15 protein-coding genes are annotated in these 18,197 nt (G+C 42.7%); 13 read left to right on the top strand and 2 right to left on the bottom strand.

All coding sequences use genetic code 11. From position 1 onward, the window contains the following. Positions 1-26 precede the first annotated feature (26 nt). Entirely contained in the window at positions 27-644 is a 618-nt protein-coding gene (plsY, locus tag ACEYJ7_RS04245; RefSeq protein WP_373777816.1) for a glycerol-3-phosphate 1-O-acyltransferase PlsY, read from the bottom strand. Between the two features lie 80 nt (positions 645-724). On the opposite strand from plsY, the gene folB reads away from it, so the two are divergent. From folB to pepT, 11 genes are all read left to right on the top strand, one after another. Then, a complete protein-coding gene (gene folB, locus ACEYJ7_RS04240; RefSeq protein ID WP_373777815.1) occupies positions 725-1,081 on the top strand; it encodes a dihydroneopterin aldolase in 357 nt (118 codons plus the stop codon). A 17-nt stretch (positions 1,082-1,098) separates the two neighbouring features. Then, complete coding sequence (locus ACEYJ7_RS04235) at positions 1,099-3,087, top strand: SEL1-like repeat protein (RefSeq protein ID WP_373777814.1); 1,989 nt, start codon at positions 1,099-1,101, stop codon at positions 3,085-3,087. Positions 3,088-3,103: 16 nt separating this feature from the next. Beyond that, positions 3,104-3,988 (top strand): cytidine deaminase, encoded by an 885-nt coding sequence (gene cdd, locus ACEYJ7_RS04230; protein WP_373777812.1) that lies wholly within the window; start codon positions 3,104-3,106, stop codon positions 3,986-3,988. A gap of 187 nt (positions 3,989-4,175) precedes the next feature. Continuing rightward, the gene (gene arcA, locus ACEYJ7_RS04225) at positions 4,176-4,895 is read left to right on the top strand and encodes a two-component system response regulator ArcA (RefSeq protein WP_373777811.1); all 720 of its coding nucleotides are present in this window, start codon (positions 4,176-4,178) and stop codon (positions 4,893-4,895) included. A 193-nt stretch (positions 4,896-5,088) separates the two neighbouring features. After that, positions 5,089-6,432, top strand: a complete 1,344-nt coding sequence (gene dnaA / locus ACEYJ7_RS04220) for a chromosomal replication initiator protein DnaA (RefSeq protein WP_373777810.1) — start codon at positions 5,089-5,091, stop codon at positions 6,430-6,432. A 9-nt stretch (positions 6,433-6,441) separates the two neighbouring features. Continuing rightward, positions 6,442-7,542: a DNA polymerase III subunit beta gene (gene dnaN / locus ACEYJ7_RS04215; RefSeq protein WP_373777809.1), complete on the top strand. Its 1,101-nt coding sequence runs from the start codon at positions 6,442-6,444 to the stop codon at positions 7,540-7,542. A gap of 52 nt (positions 7,543-7,594) precedes the next feature. Continuing rightward, entirely contained in the window at positions 7,595-8,680 is a 1,086-nt protein-coding gene (gene recF, locus ACEYJ7_RS04210; RefSeq protein WP_373777808.1) for a DNA replication/repair protein RecF, read from the top strand. A gap of 258 nt (positions 8,681-8,938) precedes the next feature. Further along, entirely contained in the window at positions 8,939-9,925 is a 987-nt protein-coding gene (locus ACEYJ7_RS04205; RefSeq protein ID WP_373777807.1) for a FecCD family ABC transporter permease, read from the top strand. Continuing rightward, the gene (locus ACEYJ7_RS04200) at positions 9,925-10,713 is read left to right on the top strand and encodes an ABC transporter ATP-binding protein (RefSeq protein ID WP_373777806.1); all 789 of its coding nucleotides are present in this window, start codon (positions 9,925-9,927) and stop codon (positions 10,711-10,713) included. Before ACEYJ7_RS04205 ends, ACEYJ7_RS04200 begins: the two co-directional genes overlap by 1 nt. Before the next feature lie 9 nt (positions 10,714-10,722). Then, positions 10,723-11,751, top strand: a complete 1,029-nt coding sequence (locus ACEYJ7_RS04195) for an ABC transporter substrate-binding protein (protein WP_373777805.1) — start codon at positions 10,723-10,725, stop codon at positions 11,749-11,751. A 143-nt stretch (positions 11,752-11,894) separates the two neighbouring features. Then, positions 11,895-13,148 carry a peptidase T gene (gene pepT / locus ACEYJ7_RS04190; protein ID WP_373777804.1) on the top strand — a complete coding sequence of 418 codons (1,254 nt, stop codon included), beginning with the start codon at positions 11,895-11,897 and terminating at the stop codon, positions 13,146-13,148. 74 nt (positions 13,149-13,222) lie between these two features. Here pepT and ACEYJ7_RS04185 read toward each other — a convergent pair whose 3' ends face one another. Next, positions 13,223-14,293: an MFS transporter gene (locus tag ACEYJ7_RS04185; protein WP_373777803.1), complete on the bottom strand. Its 1,071-nt coding sequence runs from the start codon at positions 14,291-14,293 to the stop codon at positions 13,223-13,225. Positions 14,294-14,360: 67 nt separating this feature from the next. Between ACEYJ7_RS04185 and ACEYJ7_RS04180 the strand changes: the two genes are divergently transcribed. Together ACEYJ7_RS04180 and mfd are read left to right on the top strand one after the other, a co-directional pair. Further along, complete coding sequence (locus ACEYJ7_RS04180) at positions 14,361-14,825, top strand: nuclear transport factor 2 family protein (RefSeq protein WP_373766879.1); 465 nt, start codon at positions 14,361-14,363, stop codon at positions 14,823-14,825. A 103-nt stretch (positions 14,826-14,928) separates the two neighbouring features. Next, the coding region (mfd, locus tag ACEYJ7_RS04175) for a transcription-repair coupling factor (protein WP_373777802.1) at positions 14,929-18,197 on the top strand (3,269 nt) is incomplete at its 3' end.

Raw genomic sequence — 18,197 nt, 5'->3', positions numbered from 1 at the left:
CTCTCGCCTTATATTCATCAATGTTCTCAATAGTTCGTATTCTTACGATTCTTCTTCAATTTATCCCATATTTTATCTTCTTGCCCACGCCACAAACGTTGAATATTATCGTGATGACGATAAATCAATAAGCAGCAGACCAAGGCTACCGGAAAGGTAAATTCCGGTTTAAACCACCACACATACAACGGCACGGTTAATGCGGTGATTACCGCACTTAAAGACGAGTAACCGGAAATTAAAAAAACGAGCACCCAAGTTCCAACGGCTAATCCTGACACGGCATAACCAATTGGCGCAATTGCTCCGAACGCTGTAGCCACACCTTTCCCGCCTTTAAATTGGAAGAAAATAGGGAAAATATGACCTAAGCAAGCAGCCAAGGCAATAAATCCAATCTCAGATGGGGTCAGCTCTAAATAAAAACCAATCGAAACGGGAAGTAATCCTTTTAATACATCCGCCATCAATACACCGAGAGCCGCTGATTTTCCACCGAGGCGTAACACATTTGTCGCCCCGGGATTATGTGAACCGTGTTCCCGCGGATCCGGCAAGCCGGCTAAACGACAAAAAATGACTGCACTTGAAATCGAACCAAGTAGATAGGCGCCCAAAATCAGTAAATAGGCGATCATACTCATATTTTTTCCTTATTTATCTTTATTATGATTATGTTATATTCTAGCGTAACTTTGTGAAAGAATAATAAAGGAAAGATCCGATGACTGATAAAGTTTTTATTCGTGAACTTACGGTTTTTGCCTCTATCGGTGCTTATGATTGGGAGCATACCATCAAACAACGCTTGTTGTTTAACATTGAAATGGCATGGGATTTTAGCCGGGCAGCAGAAACGGAAGATGTACAATATTGCTTGAATTATGCCGATGTATCACAAAGAATTTTAACGTTTGTCGAATCTACACCTTTTAAATTGGTTGAAACCGTAGCATATCGTGTAGCCGATTTATTACAGCGGGAATATAAAGTCCAATGGCTACGGATTGAACTGCACAAGCCTAAAGCGGTTGCACAAGCCTCAAGTGTTGGGGTCATTGTTGAACGTGGTCAATTTTAAGCACTAAAAATAGGTATATGATGAAATTAAATAAACTTGTTATAGCACTGGTTTTCACTTTTTCCGCAATAGTTTGGGCGGAACCTCCTGCGCCTCCGGTGTTTTCGAATTCACTGACAGCCGTAGAGCAGGATAAACTCACACTCAGTGATGTGCTTAACGTGATGGATAACGATCAAGTTAAAGGTAGAGAATTACTTATCCGGCTTGCAGAAAAAGGTAACAGTGAGGCACAAAAATTTTTAGGCGATTCTTATTTTGCAGGTACCTATGGATTAGAACAAGATACAAAAAAAGCCTTTGATTGGTGGGAAAACGCGGCTCAAGATCCACATAATACCGATGCAATGCAAAAGCTCGCCGATGTGTATCGTTACGGCAATGAGGTTGTACCTGCGAATACGGTTTTGGCATTGGAATGGAGTAAGAAAGTAGCGGATGCCTCGGATTACGCTCAAGAAGCGATGTTATTTGTCGGTAAAGCTTATCTTGACGGGGTGGTAGTTGAAAAAGATCCTAAACAAGCGGTCTTTTATTTAGAAAAATCTGCAAAAAATGGCAATTCGGAAGCCTCTGCGTTGCTTGGAAAAATATATGAAGATGGCATTTTGGTAACGAAAGATGAGAAAAAGGCGTTTGAGTATTATGAAAACGTTGATACAAGTACATTATATCATGATAGCGGAGAGGTGAATTACCGAAAAGCGCAGATGTTAGAAGAAGGGCGAGGTACAGAAAAGAATTTTATTGCAGCGTTCGAGGCTTATTTTAACGTTTTCAATTTCAGTTCCGAGCCATTCAAAGATAAAGCAAAAGATCGGCTTACACAACTTTTACCTACCCTTATCGACGAAGCGGAAAAGGGTAACTATACCTATAAATTGATGTTGGCAGATCTCTATGAGCAGGGTGGTATCGTCCCCAAAGATTATTTAAAAGCTGATTCGTTATATAGAGAAATTTATCAGCAAGCCGATAATATGTTTGATAGTAGTGATGCCTTTGCCAGATTGGATGCACTACGTAAGCGCATTTCCGATATTAACCGCCCGGTAAAAATTATCGAAGCTACGGAACAAGACAAGGCGGAATTATTGAAGGTAGACGGACTTCTTGAACAAAATCAGTATGATAAAGCCTGCTACACTTTAGTTCCTTTGGCTGAAAAAGGAATTGCTCAAGCACAGTACCAATTAGGTAGTTTATATATGAGTGAACAGTGTAAATCGGAAGATGACGATTCGCTTAAAAGAGCCTTTCATTTGATTTCAAGTGCTGCGAGACAGCAAAACATTGAAGCTCAGCTTACTTTAGGACAGATGTACAAAGAAGGTTTGGGAACAACGGAAGATTGGTGGTACTCCGCTGCTTGGTATAATAAAGCGGCGGAAAAAGGGAATTCCGAAGCGGCTTATCGTTTAGCCGGGTACTATGCTGATGGTATAGGAGTACAGATAGATGCAAATTTGGCGATAAAATTCTATGAGATCGCCATCAAAGACGGGAAAATAGAAGCGTTTAATGATTTAGGTACGCTTTATGATGGAGATCATTTTGATATGCCGGATTATGCAAAAGCACGGGAATATTATCTTAAAGGTGCAGAACTCAATGATTCTCTGGCAATGAATAATATCGCAGTACTTTATATGAACGGTAACGGTGTTGAACAAGATTATCGCATGGCGAAAATGTGGCTGGAGAAAGCAGCAGATATGCAAGAGCCTTATGCTTTATATAATCTTGGTTTGCTTTATCAAAACGGCTGGGGTGTCGCGGAAGATCAGAAAAAGGCATACGAATTATTTGAAATGGCCGCCAATTTAGACCAAGCGGATGCAGCTTGGAATATGGCATTAGCTTATGAACAGGGAACAATAGTAAAAAAAGATCTGGATAAAGCCATTTATTATTATCAGATTGCCCGAGATTCAAATGTTGAGCTGGTTTCCATACCTGCGGCTGAAAAATTAAAACAATTACGCAGTTCGGATTGGAAAAAATAGTACGATAGGAGGCAATATGTCAGTAAACATTAAAACTGCATTAATCAACCTAGCACAACAAAAAAAGGGGATTATTCTTGAAGTGGTCGAGTTGATTATTTCACAGCAGTTGCAAGGGATCATTGAAAAAGAGAATGTGGACTATCTATGCAAACAACATCAACTCTCCCCGGTTCAATTAGCGTTAGCGTGTTTACCGATTGCAGCTTGTTATGCTTCTCCTCCGGTGTCTAAATTTTATGTCGGAGCCATTGCTATCGGTGAGTCCGGAACATTTTATTTTGGCGGTAATCAAGAATTTGCTCACGATGCTATACAACAAACAGTACACGCAGAACAGAGCGCTATCGCTCATGCGTGGTTATCCGGTGAAAAAAAGCTGACGGATATAGTGGTTAATTACACACCGTGTGGACATTGCCGTCAATTTATGAATGAATTAAACAGTGCAGCACAATTAAAAATTCATTTACCGCACAGCCAACATAATTTGTTGCATGGCTATCTTCCGGATGCTTTCGGCCCGAAAGACTTAAATATTGAAAAGGTCTTATTTGATTCACAACATCATTATTTTATATTGCGTGGTGATGAGCTTACTCAAGCGGCTATTAGTGCGGCAAATCAATCTTATGCTCCTTATAGTCAGGCCTTCAGCGGCATTGCACTACAAGTCGGTGAACGGATAATTACCGGGCAGTATGCCGAAAATGCAGCATTTAACCCGAGTTTCTTGCCACTGCAAAGTGCATTAAATTTCCGCAGGCTGCGCGGGTTGGATGAGATCGAAGTTTCCCGTATTGTTTTTGCTGAAAAAGATGCCCTGTTAAGCCATAAGACAATAACGGAAGCACTTGCAAAAAGTTTCTTTAATTTATCTGTGGAATATATTAATATTTAACAAAAATAAAACAAATTATATACAAATAGGCATATATTTCTTACCAAAATTTGATTAAAGCTAATTAATTGTTAAGTAAAGCATTCCTGATGCTACAAATGCCAAGTAGAATGGTACAACTTTGCAACATTTCTCATATCAATTTGTTGTAGCTAGATTTGTTAAATTATTGTTATAAGGTTGGAAGATGCAAAACCCACAAGTCCTTATTGTTGAAGATGAAGCAGTGACCCGAAACACTTTAAAGAGTGTCTTTGAAGCAGAAGGGTATGATGTTTTTGAAGCAACGGATGGTAACGAGATGAATGAAGTGTTGGAACACCAAGAAATTCACCTCGTCATTATGGATATCAATTTGCCGGGCAAAAACGGTTTAATGCTTGCACGCGAGTTGCGTGAAAATATGGATATTGCATTAATGTTTTTAACCGGACGGGATAACGAGGTAGATAAAATTCTTGGCTTGGAAATCGGAGCGGATGATTATATTACCAAACCGTTCAATCCGCGCGAACTTACCATCCGAGCGAGAAATTTATTACAACGCACAATGGCTGAGAAAGAAAAAGCGGTGAAAGAAGATCCGCAACATATCGAAAGTTATCGTTTCAATGGTTGGTGCTTAGATGTGAATAGCCGCAGTTTGATTAATCCGGAAGGAGATGTGATCAAATTACCGCGTAGTGAATTTCGTGCGTTACTCCACTTCTGTGAAAATCCCGGCAAAATCCAGACTCGTGAGGATTTACTTAAACGTATGACGGGACGTGAATTAAAGCCCCATGACCGAACTGTTGATGTGACGATCCGTCGCATTCGTAAGCGTTTTGAGGAGCATAGTAATACGCCGGAAATTATCGTTACTATCCATGGCGAAGGCTATCGTTTCTGCGGTGAGTTAGACTAACTTCCCGCTGCTTTCAGTATTATACAAGCGGTCAGATTCTCTTAATGTTTTGCAAAAAAGTTAAGGGCTGACCGCTTGTTTGTTTATTTAAAACGGGTTTTGAACGCCGCACCAAACAAAAATTTACAAGATCTCCGTGCAATTTTGGGGTATGATGATCGACCCTTTGATAGCATTTTAATAACAATAAAATTTGGAGAGTCCCGTGTCTTCCCTCTGGTCAGATTGTTTAAGTCATTTGCAGACGAAAGTTCCTGCAACGGAATACAGTACTTGGTTACGTCCGTTGCAAGCGAGTTATGCAAGTGGAGAGCTTGTTCTTTATGCACAAAACCAATTTGTAGCAAATTGGGTAAAAGATAAGTTTCTCGGGGAGATCGTCGGTTTAGCCCGTTTTCTATCAAAAAATGAAGAACTGCAAGTGGTGATCCGAGTCGGAATCAAGCCGGAAGAAACACAGGTTCAGGAACATACTATCAGAGAAGGACAGGAGTTGCCGGCTACAAACCAATTACGTACCGGTTTGACCGAATCTCTTACTTTCAATAATTTTGTGCAAGGTAAATCAAATCAATTGGCGAAAGCCGTTGCTCAACAAGTGGCGGCAAACCCGGGTGAAAGCCATTGTAATCCGTTCTCTCTTTATGGTGGAACAGGTTTAGGTAAAACCCACTTATTGCACGCTATTGGTAATGAGATTTTAAGTTATAATCCGAATGCTCGTGTAGTTTATATCCATTCGGAACGTTTTGTGCAGGATATGGTCAAGGCGATCAAAGCCAGCACTATTGAAAATTTTAAAAAATTCTATCGCTCTCTTGATGTGTTGATGATTGACGATATTCAATTTTTTGCCAACAAAGAAGTCACTCAGGAAGAGTTTTTCCATACGTTCAATTCATTATTCGAACGTAGTAAACAGATTATTGTAACATCCGATGTTTTCCCGAAAAATATCGAAAATATTGAAGAGCGTATCCGTTCCCGTTTAAGTTGGGGGGTTAATGCTGCAATTGAACCGCCTGAATTAGAAACTCGCGTTGCGATTTTAATGAAAAAAGCCGAGGAGCGCGGGGTTGTGCTCAACGAAGATGTGGCATTTTTCTTAGGTCAAAAATTACGCACCAATGTACGTGAATTGGAAGGGGCATTAAACCGTGTAATTGCATGGAGCAATTTTACCAAGCGTCAAATTACGATTGATGCGGTACGCGAAGCACTAAAAGATCTGATCGCTTCTTACGATCACTTGATTACGATCGAAAATATTCAGAAAACCGTTGCAGAATACTACAACATTAAAATGTCGGATCTAAAATCCAAGAGCCGAACCCGTTCAGTAGCCCGCCCGCGTCAGATGGCGATGGCACTGGCAAAAGAGCTGACCAACCATAGCCTGCCGGAAATCGGGCGTGAATTTGGCGGCAGAGACCATACAACCGTGATGCACGCTTGTAAAACGATTAACGAATTTAGGGATACTGATAGCAGTATTCAAGAAGACTACATCAATTTAACACGCAAACTATCGTCCTAAGGAATTGTTATGCAATTTACTATTACCCGTGAACAGCTACTTAAACCTTTACAGCAAGTATGCGGCGTATTAAGCAGCCGTCCGACTTTGCCGATTATTAATAACATTTTGCTTGAGATAGACGGCAATCGTATTTCATTAACCGGTACTGATCTTGAAGTTGAATTGACAACCCAAGCTGAATTGTATGAAGCCGTTGCAGAGCAAGGAAAATTTACTATTCCAGCTAAAAAGTTCCTCGATATTTGCCGTAGTTTACCGGACGATAGCGTTATTTCGGTGCAGTTCGAAGATGATCGTGCATTAATTCGCGCTGATCGCAGTAAATTCAACTTAGCGACCTTACCTGCTGATGATTATCCGAATTTGATGGATTGGAAGCCGGAAGTAGATTTCACCATCGAACAAGGGATTTTGGCTCGTTTAATTGATTCAACCCAATTCTCAATGGCAAATCAAGATGCGCGCTACTTTTTAAACGGTATGAAATTTGAAACCGAAGGCAATCTATTAAGAACGGTCGCAACTGATGGACACCGTTTGGCCGTTTGTACTATTCCTTTAAACCAAGATTTACTGACCCATTCGGTGATTGTTCCGCGTAAAGCCGTTTTGGAATTATTACGTTTAGTCGGACACGAGGGTGACGCTCGTTTAGAAATTGGTACCAGCAACTTACGCGTTTCGATGAACGGTGTGGTATTTACTTCCAAATTAATTGACGGGCGCTTCCCGGATTATCGCCGTGTGTTGCCACGCAACGCCGATCGTATACTTGAAGCCGATGCCGATGTATTAAAACGTGCGCTGGTGCGTGCAGCAATTCTTTCCAACGAACGTTTCCGTGGTGTGCGTTTGGCGTTAAATGAAAACTTATTGAAGATCACGGCAAATAACCCTGAACAGGAAGAAGCGGAAGAAATTATCGATGTTTCTTACCAAAATGCCGAGATGGAAGTCGGCTTCAATGTCAGCTATCTGCTTGATGTGTTAAATACCTTGAAATGCCAGCGCGTACGTATCAGTCTGGTGGATGCCAGTTCTAGCTGTTTAATTGAAGATTGTGATAATTCAACGGCAGAGTATGTCATTATGCCGATGAGATTGTAATTTAATAGCAACGTGAGAGAGAAAATAAAGCACCGAGTTTATAAAAGCAAAAATGCCCCTATCCCGTTTAATTATCAACAATTTCCGAAATCTCACTGCCGTGGATCTTGATTTGAGCCACGGCTTTAACTTTTTGGTCGGGGAAAACGGTAGCGGTAAAACCAGTTTACTCGAAGCGATTTTCTATCTTGGGCACGGGCGCTCGTTTAAAAGCCATATTAGTAACCGAATTATTCACTATGACTACGATCATTTTGTATTGCACGGCAAGGTTGAAGAAGCGAAACATACATGGTCAGTCGGTTTGAAAAAATCGCGGCAAGGTGACACAACACTGAAAATTAACGGCGAAGACGGTAAGAAAATCTCCGATCTCGCTCATCTGCTTCCAATGCAAGTGATCACGCCGGAAGGGCTTACATTACTGAACGGTGGGCCAACTTTTCGCCGTGCATTTCTTGATTGGGGACTATTCCATCAACATACGGAATTTTATATTCACTGGTCTAATCTTAAGCGTTTATTAAAACAGCGTAATTCGGCGTTAGCGCAAGTTCGCCGTTATGCGGAGCTAAGGCCTTGGGATATGGAATTATCCAAACTCGCACAGATCGTCAGTCATCTCCGCGCCGGTTATGCGGAAGCATTGCGTCCTGAAATTGAGAAAACCTGTCAATTTTTTTTACCGGAGCTTGAAATCAGCGTGAGTTTTCACCAAGGATGGGAAAAGGGGTGCGACTATGCCGAAATGCTTGAACAAGGGTTTGAGCGCGATCGTAGCGTCGGCTACACGATGGTTGGACCGCAAAAAGCGGATTTTCGTTTCCGAGCTAACGGTTTACCAGTGGAAGATGTGCTTTCGCGCGGACAGCTTAAGTTATTAATGTGTGCATTGCGTTTGGCGCAAGGGGAATATTTGGTTGCTCAGAAAGAGCGCCAATGTTTGTTTTTAATCGATGATTTTGCGTCCGAACTTGATCCGACTAAACGAGCTTTACTTGCTCATCGCCTGCGTCAAAGCGGTTCTCAAGTTTTTGTAACTGCGATTACTCAAGATCAACTTCGGCAGATGCAATGGAGTGAACAGGTGGACGATAAGCTGTTTTCCGTTACCCAAGGAGCCATTCAGCCTGTTTAAAGGCTTTTTTACCACTGACTTGAAACGATAAACATGCAAACACGGGTTGTTGGGTGGTAGAAATCGAAGTTCGAAATATTCGTCCTTATCAACTAAACAAGCGGTCACTTTGTTGAGGAAATTTGCAAAAAACTTCCGCAAAGTGACCGCTTGTTGTTTGAGCAAGCCATCTGACTTTTCATTCATCCTATCAGTCCGGTTAAAATAGATTCGTTATATAAATTAACTTATAATGAATCTTATTTTATCGGAAAGTTTATGTCCAAATACACCTTTACCCTGTGGGGATTAAGCGCATTACTGTTGATTTTGGCGCTGGCGGCACTTTCTGTCGGTCGTTTTTATATTGCACCGGGCGATGTTGTAGCTGCATTGTTTCAGCAAAGTGCCAATGATATGCAACATAACGTTATCTTCAATTTGCGTTTACCGCGCGTTATCGGCGCCATTTTGGTCGGCGCTGCACTGGCAGTTGCGGGAACGACTTATCAGGGCATTTTCCGTAATCCGCTTGTTTCCCCCGATCTGCTTGGTGTGTCGAGCGGCGCTTGTATTGGGGCTGCATTTGCCATTCTACTCGGTTTGGGGCTACTCGCCGTGCAGGGTTTTGCTTTTATCGGCGGGCTATCAGCAGTGCTGTTGACTCTTGCTTTACCGAAATTGGTGCGGCGCGAATCGACTATTATTTTAGTGCTATCAGGCATTATTGTGTCGGGGTTTATGATGGCAACTTTAGGGTTGATGAAATATCTTGCCGACCCTGAAACTCAGCTTGCTGATATTGTTTACTGGCAGTTGGGGAGTTTGAACAAAGTCAGTACGGATAATTTATATTTATTAGCCCCGATTATCGTTGTTACCGCGGGGCTGTTATTGCAGATGCGCTGGCGAATCAATGTACTTTCTTTAGGTGATCGCGAAGCGCGTCTGATTGGAGCTAACGTTCGTGTGGAACGTACGCTGATGGTAGTGTTAGCCACATTGCTGACGGCATCGTCTGTTTGTCTAAGCGGTACGATCGGCTGGGTTGGATTGATTATTCCGCATCTGGCGAGGTTATTGTTTGGTGACAATAATCTTCACACCTTGCCGCTTGCTTGTCTTATCGGTGCGATTTTCTTATTAGTTATCGACACACTTGCCCGTAATATTTATATCCAAGAAATTCCGTTAGGTATTTTAACCGGCTTTATCGGCGCGCCGTTCTTTGCTTGGGTTTTGGTTAAACAGAAGGTGGTGGATTAATGTTACAAATCAGTGATCTTCATTTTCGCTACAATAACGCTATACCGTTGTTAAACGGTATTCATTTGACGTTACAAAAAGGCGAACAATTAACTATTCTCGGAGCCAACGGTACGGGAAAATCGACATTATTAAACTGTATTGCCGGTATTTTACCGTTTAAACAAGGGCAGATTTTGCTGAATAATCAGCCTGTTGCCAACCTTTCTCCCAAACAGATTGCACAACACATTGCTTATGTGGCACAGCATTCCCCGCAAACCTATCAATATCAAGTATTAGATTATGTTTTGCTAGGCCGAGCTTCTCATTTAGGCATGTTCAGTAAACCGCAAGAACAGGATTATGCTTTAGCAGAACAAGCATTGGATAAACTCGGGATTCGCCATTTTGCCGATAAAATCTATATGCATATGAGTGGCGGAGAAAAGCAGTTGGTTAATTTAGCCAAAATTTTGGTACAGCAGCCACAGCTGATTCTGTTTGATGAACCGACTTCCGCTCTCGATTACGGTAACGTATTTAAAACCTTAAGTTTGATTAAGGAGCTTTCACAACAAGGTTTTTCGATCATTATGACAACCCACAATCCTGATCATCCGATGTTATTGGATGAGGTTCTTTCTCAAAGTCGGGTGGCGATCCTTACCCAACAGGGAAAGTTGAATGTGGGATCAACTCAAGAAATTCTCACCGAAGAGAACTTAAAAGCACTTTATCAAACCGAATTACGTTTGATTGATGTGCCGGAACTGCAACGTAAAATTTGTGCGATTACGCATATTTAAGAGGAAACCATGATGTTTAATATTAGTAAAAAACTGACAACGCTCTGTCTTACCGCAATGTTAGTGCTGTCTGCCCACGCAAAAATAATTGAGGATGTAAAAGGCAACCGTGTGGAGGTACCGGATGAAGTCACTCGTATCGCTGATTTATGGCATGCCAATAACCAAATCGTACTGCTACTTGGCGGTGCGAACAAATTAGTCGCAACGACGACGAATATCCAAACAAGTGCGTGGTTTAACGAAGTGTATCCGAATATTAAAAATGTGCCGGCACTGACTAATGGGCAAACTATTCAAATGGAGGAACTGTTAAAACAGAATCCGCAGGTAGTGTTGCTTTCTAACCCGACGATGTATGAAGAAGTTACCCGTGCCGGTTTGGCGGCAGTGAATGCCAGTTTTCAGGATTTCGACGGTTTGAAGCGGACGGTGAAGCTTACCGCAGAGGTAATTGGCGATAATGCGCCGCAAATTGCCAATGCGTATCTCGCCGAGCTGGACGGTAATATCCAATTTGTCGCTGAACGAATCAAAAATGTTGAGGAATCACAAAAACCAAATGTGATGCATATCACCAGTTCGGCAAATATACTGAAAATTGACGGCGGTAAATCAATGATTGGCGACTGGATTGTGAAAACCGGTGGGCGTAACGCTTTTCCTGACACGGCAAATATGATCGAAGTCAATATGGAAGATATACTGGCTGCAAATCCTGATGTGATTATTATCGGCAGCCAAAATGCCCAAAAAGGTATCGAGCAAATCAAAAAGGATCCAACATGGCAAAGTATCAGTGCAGTGAAAAGCGGACGTATTTATGCGAATCCGCTCGGGACTTTCCCGTGGGATCGCTACAGCGCAGAAGAGGCGCTTCAAATTTTGTGGGCGAGCCAATTGTTCCATCCGGAATTATTCAAAGATGTGAACATGGTGGAAAAAACACAACAATTTTATAAGAAATACTACAACTATATGCTCTCTGAAGAGAACGCGAAACGTATTCTTCAAGGATTGGATCCGGCTGAAAAGTAGGATAATCATAAACCAAACTGTTTATGGATTAAAAATTTTCAAGAAAGATAAAAAAACACCAATGAATTCTAGCAAGCGGTGAGATTTTCTTCTATATTTGCAAAATAAGAACAATATCTTACCGCTTGTATTTTAAGGAATTTATGATGACTATTGTTGTAGCTAAGCAACCGATTCTTAACCGCTTACTCCGTTACACCCAAATTTATACCACGTCAGACCCAACGAGCTCCAGCGTACCGAGTACGCCGCAACAGTGGGATTTACTGCATTTATTGCGTGATGAAGTCAGCCAAATGGGGCTAACCGAAATTCATTTAGACGAGCATGGCTATCTGTTCGCTACTTTACCGGCGAATACCGACAACGCTATTCCCGTATTAGGGTTACTGGCTCACGTCGACACATCGCCCGACTTCAACGGTAAAAATGTTAAACCGCAGGTGATCGAACATTATGCCGGTGGCGATATTCTGCTCAAAGGTAGTGGGCATCACCTTTCGCCGCAGGATTTCCCGAACCTAAACGGTTTAGTCGGACATACGCTTGTGACCACCGACGGCACAACCTTGCTTGGTGCAGATGATAAATCTGGGATTGCGATTATTCTGTCAGCGGTAGAATACTTGTTAGCACACCCTGAAATCAAACACGGCAAAATCCGTATCGGCTTTACTACTGATGAAGAGATCGGGCGTGGAGCGGATCATTTTGATGTCAAAGCCTTTGGCGCTGATGTTGCTTACACCTTAGACGGCGGACCGCTTGGGGAATTGCAGTACGAAAACTTTAATGCCGATGCCGCAACCGTCACCTTCTATGGACGTAGCGTTCACCCAGGCACCGCCAAAGGCAAGATGATCAACGCCTTAGAACGAGCTTGTGAGTTCCAAAACAGCCTACCACCACATTTAACTCCAGCAACAAGTGAAGGGCGTGAAGGCTTTATTATGTTGCACGACCTTGAAGGCGATTTAAGCGAATGTAAAATCCACTACATTTTACGCAGTTTTGAGCGTGAAGAATTAGCAAAATTCGGCAATGATCTCACCGCTACAATGGCACAAATGCAACAAAAATATGGCGAACAGTGTGGCAAAGTCGAGATTGTCGAGCAATATCGCAATATGTATGAAGTGGTCAAAGATTATCGCTATCTGGTTGATATTGCTGAAAATGTCATGAAAGCACAAGGTATCACGCCAAACCTAGAGCCAATTCGTGGCGGTACCGATGGCTCTCGCCTGTCATACATGGGCTTACCAACACCAAATATTTTTACGGGCGGCGAAAACTTCCACGGACGTTTTGAGTTTATTTCCGTTGATGTGATGGAACAGGCAGCGAATGTGGTGGTAGGAATTGCCAAAGCCTTTGGGGAGCATAAATTTAATTGAACGAATGTCGACAAGCGGTCTGTTTCCCCCGATTTTTTGCGAAAAAATCAGATAAACAGGCCGCTTGTTAACGCTTAAATCAAAAACACAAACGGCAACGCATTCATCACGCCGGTGGTGGTGACGGCTAAAATCATTTTCGACATCCCAAACATCAGCCCTTGATTTTCACCCTTATCCAATTTCACCAACACATTTGCCAATGCCGTATTAGTAAACAGTATTACCAATGCAAAAATCACTAAGTAGGCAAAGGCAGAGATGACAGAAAGCGATTGCAGAGTATAGAACCACGGCAGGAGCAGCAACATGATCAAAATCGGGCTGATATAGACCAATTTCGCGATACCGAGATTGAGTTTGCGGGAAAAACGGGATTGCAACAAAACAGCGATCAGATTATTTACAAAAAACGCAATGGAAACTAGCTCTTGTCGGTCGAGCAAATTGGTGAAAATATACGGAAAAATCACATAAAAGGCGCTTCCCAAACCTAACGGAATAAAGAGCAGTAAATGGACAAAAACAAACCGCTTGGTTAGTACCGCTTTCACTTCACTGAATTTAAAGCGTCCGCCTTTGGCGGTTTTACACTCATCTTTCGGCATGGCTTTGAGCATAAACAGCAACATCGCCATTTCAATAAAACAGCTCACCCAAATCAACCATTCCGCTTTACGATAGAAAATAAACGGTAACGACAGCAGCGGTGCAGCCATGGATGCAAGGCTGGAGATTTTTAAAAACTTGCCTTGAGCATTGGCTTTTGAGGCGTAGTTATCGTCCGTATTGGTGAGTAAAAACGCTCTAGCATTCGTGCTGAATAAAGTGCTGCCTAAACCGAAGCAAAATGTGGCTAATAATAAGAAAATATATTGATTGGTCAGCAATAACAACAAATAAGCCAAGGTATCTAGCAAACAACCGAGCAACATAATATAAGAACGTCCGAAGCGGTCGCCCCATGAACCGGCAAATAACGAGAAAGCTTGGCTGGAAAACACCAATAATGAAAACGCTGTGGCGATTTGGCTTGCTTCAAAGCCTTTATAATATTGCAAATAGATAAAAAATACACTTTGCATTGCGGTGTAAGCTAATCCGGAGAAAAATTTACGCCACAAAATCATATTTTGTACATTCATTACATAACCTGAGTATGAGAAACAAAAAATTCGCGTATAATATACTCAAATTCTCGAGGAGATAGAAATGAAAAAAGTAAAATTCTGGCAGCCGATTATTGCTGTTTTGCTCGGATTAAGCGCGTCTATTGCGGGGAGTTATCCTGCGATTCAATCTATTAAAGCGGAACGGGAAATGACCAAAGCTGAGATTGTAGAACTAAATCATCAGCTACATAATGCGTTGTTACATCGGGATTTTCCGGCACTACAAGCATTACTTGCCGATGATTTTGAAATTCATGTCGGATCGGATTTAGTACTTTCAAAACAAGAATGGATAAAAAATATTCAGAAGAAAAACGCAAATTACAGTGAAATCCAAGAATTAAGTAATTTTGATTTCCAAGGTAATCAATTTACCAGTCTATCTAATGTTTCCGGCGAATTTTGCGGTGTGGAATCGGCTTCTTTAGTCGAAGCCACCATTACGACTGTTGAACGTAAAGATAAACGCCAAATTAAGCGGTTAATCATTAAGAAGCTCGCCTGATTGTTAATACAAGCGGTCTGATTTTCCCTATTTTTTGCAACAAACTCCCATAGCGGGTACAATCCCCTCATTTGCAATATTTCGGATAAATCAAACCGCTTGTATGTCATTTGAACTTCAATTTCGTCTGCCGAAAGCGGACAGCACACATCAAGATCATCAAACTTTAGGTAATTTAATCGGGCATTCGGATACCCTTGCGATTGTGCAGGCAAGCCAGCAATTTCAAGGCTTGACGGTGGTGGTTACGCCTGATACCCGCACGGCGTTGCGGTTGGAAAAAAGTTTGCCGAGCTTCACCAAACTGCCTGTACAGCTTTTTCCTGACTGGGAAACCTTGCCTTACGACAATTTTTCGCCACATCAAGATATTATTTCCGCCCGTTTATCTGCACTATTTCAGTTGCAACAAGGGCAGAAGCAGATTTTCCTGTTGCCAATCACTACCTTATTACAAAAAGTTTGTCCGCCGAGTTATTTGGCAAACAATGTGTTGTTGATTAAAAAAGGCGACCGCTTTTCGATTGAGAAATTACGCTTACAGCTGGAAAATGCCGGCTATCGAGCGGTAGAACAAGTACTGGAATATGGTGAATATGCGGTGCGTGGGGCGTTGCTTGATCTTTATCCGATGGGAGCTGACTCGCCTTATCGTTTGGACTTTTTTGATGATGAAATTGATACGATCCGTACCTTTGATGTGGATAATCAACGCACCATTGAACAGATTGACGAAATCAATTTATTGCCAGCTCACGAGTTCCCGACAGATAGCAACGGGATCGAGTATTTTCGTGGCAAGTTCCGTGAACAATTTGGGGAAATCCGCCGTGAACCTGAACATATTTACCAACAGGTAAGCAAGGGCATTTTGAATGCTGGGATTGAATATTGGCAACCGCTCTTTTTTGAGCAAATGGCGAGCTTGTTTGACTATCTTCCTGAACAGACGCTGTTTATTACCTTTGCCGATATTCAGCAGAAAGCCGAGCAATTTCAACAAGATACGGCAAGACGTTATGAAAGTCGCCGTGTCGATCCGATGCGACCGTTGCTCCCACCTGAACAGCTTTGGTTCAATATCGATCAGATTAACCAACAGCTAAAAGGCTATCCACGTTTAACTTTAACCAATGAGAAAGTCCGCAGTTCGGTGGCAAAGCAGAACGCCAACCTTGAGCCGTTGCCTGACATTGCGGTGCAGTCCAACCAAAAAGAGCCTTTTGCCTCTTTTTTACAGTTTCAGCAGACATTCAAAGGGCAAATTCTCTTTTCGGTGGAAACGGAAGGCAGACGGGAAACCTTGCTGGAACTACTTGCACCGCTGAATATCAAGCCAAAGCAAGTGAAAAAGCTAGCAGACATCGACTCGCAAATTTCTTTACTGATCTCACCGCTTGATCAAGGATTTATTATTGATACAAGCGGTCAAAAACTGGCGATAATTTGCGAAACGGATCTGTTAGGTGAAAAGGTACAGCAAAGTCGCCGACAAGAGAAAAGCCGTAAAACCGTTAATCCTGATACCTTGATCCGCAACCTTGCCGAGCTGAAAATCGGGCAAGCGGTGGTGCACTTGGAAAATGGCGTGGGGCGTTATGGCGGTTTAACCACCCTTGATGCAGGCGGTATTAAGGCGGAATACCTTGTGTTGCATTATGCCAACGATGCTAAACTTTATGTGCCGGTGGCATCGCTCCATTTAATTAGCCGTTATATCGGTGGCTCGGACGAAAATGCTCCGTTACATAAACTGGGATCGGAAGCTTGGGCGAAAACCCGTCAGAAAGCGGCGGAGAAAATTCGTGATGTGGCGGCGGAATTGCTTGATGTCTATGCGAAACGCGAGGCACAAAAAGGTTTTGCGTTCGAGTATGATCGTGATGCGTTCGTGCAATTTAGCAACACGTTCCCGTTTGAAGAAACCGAAGATCAGAAAACGGCGATCAATGCGGTGATTAGCGATATGTGCTTGCCGAAAGCGATGGATCGCCTTGTGTGTGGCGATGTCGGCTTTGGTAAAACCGAAGTGGCAATGCGAGCAACCTTTTTGGCGGTGATGAACCATAAACAAGTGGCGATCCTTGCCCCGACAACCTTGTTGGCACAGCAACATTTTGAGAATTTTAAAGATCGTTTTGCTAATTATCCGATCAATGTCGAAGTGCTTTCCCGTTTCAAAACCGCCAAAGAGCAGAAAGAGATTTTGGCGAAAGTGGCGGACGGCAAGGTCGATATTTTGGTCGGCACGCATAAATTATTGCAAGAAGATGTGCAATTTAAAGATCTTGGCTTACTGGTGATTGACGAAGAACACCGTTTCGGCGTGCGTCAAAAAGAGCGAATTAAGCAACTGCGAGCCAACATTGATATTCTCACCCTCACGGCAACGCCAATTCCAAGAACGCTCAATATGGCGTTGAACGGAATGCGAGATCTGTCGATTATCGCCAGTCCGCCGGCTCGTCGCTTGTCGATCAAAACCTTTGTGCGACAAAGCGATGATACGGTTATCAAGGAAGCGATTTTGCGTGAAATTCTGCGTGGCGGACAAGTCTATTATCTGCATAATGATGTGGCGACCATTGAAAATACTGCTCAACAGCTTGCCGAACTGGTGCCGGAAGCTCGTATTGTGATCGGACACGGGCAGATGCGAGAGCGTGAGTTGGAACGGGTAATGTCCGATTTCTATCACCAACGTTTTAATCTGCTGGTTTGCTCAACCATTATTGAAACCGGGATTGACGTGCCGACCGCCAATACCATTATCATTGAGCGAGCGGATAAATTCGGCTTGGCACAGCTACATCAACTGCGTGGGCGTGTCGGACGTTCGCACCACCAAGCCTATGCCTATATGCTGACGCCACCGCCAAAAACGCTAACCAAAGATGCACAGCAACGGCTTGAAGCGATGAGTAGCATTGACAATCTTGGGGCAGGCTTTGTGCTGGCGACCCACGATCTTGAAATTCGTGGAGCAGGGGAATTACTCGGCAGTGAACAGAGCGGACAGATTGAGAGTTTAGGTTTTTCACTGTATATGGAATTGCTTGAAAATGCGGTCAAAGCCTTGCAAGAAGGGCGTGAACCGACTTTAGATGAAATTACCCAACAGCAAGTGGAGATTGAATTACGCGTGCCGGCGTTACTGCCTGATGATTATCTGCCTGATGTGAATATGCGTTTATCGTTCTATAAACGGATTGCCAGTGCAGAGAGTGATGAAGCCTTAAAAGATCTGAAAATCGAGCTGATTGACCGCTTCGGTTTACTGCCGGAAGCCACGAAAAACCTGTTCCAAATTACCCAATTACGCCATTTGGCAAAAGGGTTACAGTTGAAAAAAGTCGATGCAGGGATCAACGG

The sequence above is a fragment of the Glaesserella sp. genome (assembly GCF_041814905.1).
GTDB lineage: Bacteria > Pseudomonadota > Gammaproteobacteria > Enterobacterales > Pasteurellaceae > Glaesserella.
This window is presented reverse-complemented; position numbering and strand designations above follow the sequence as displayed.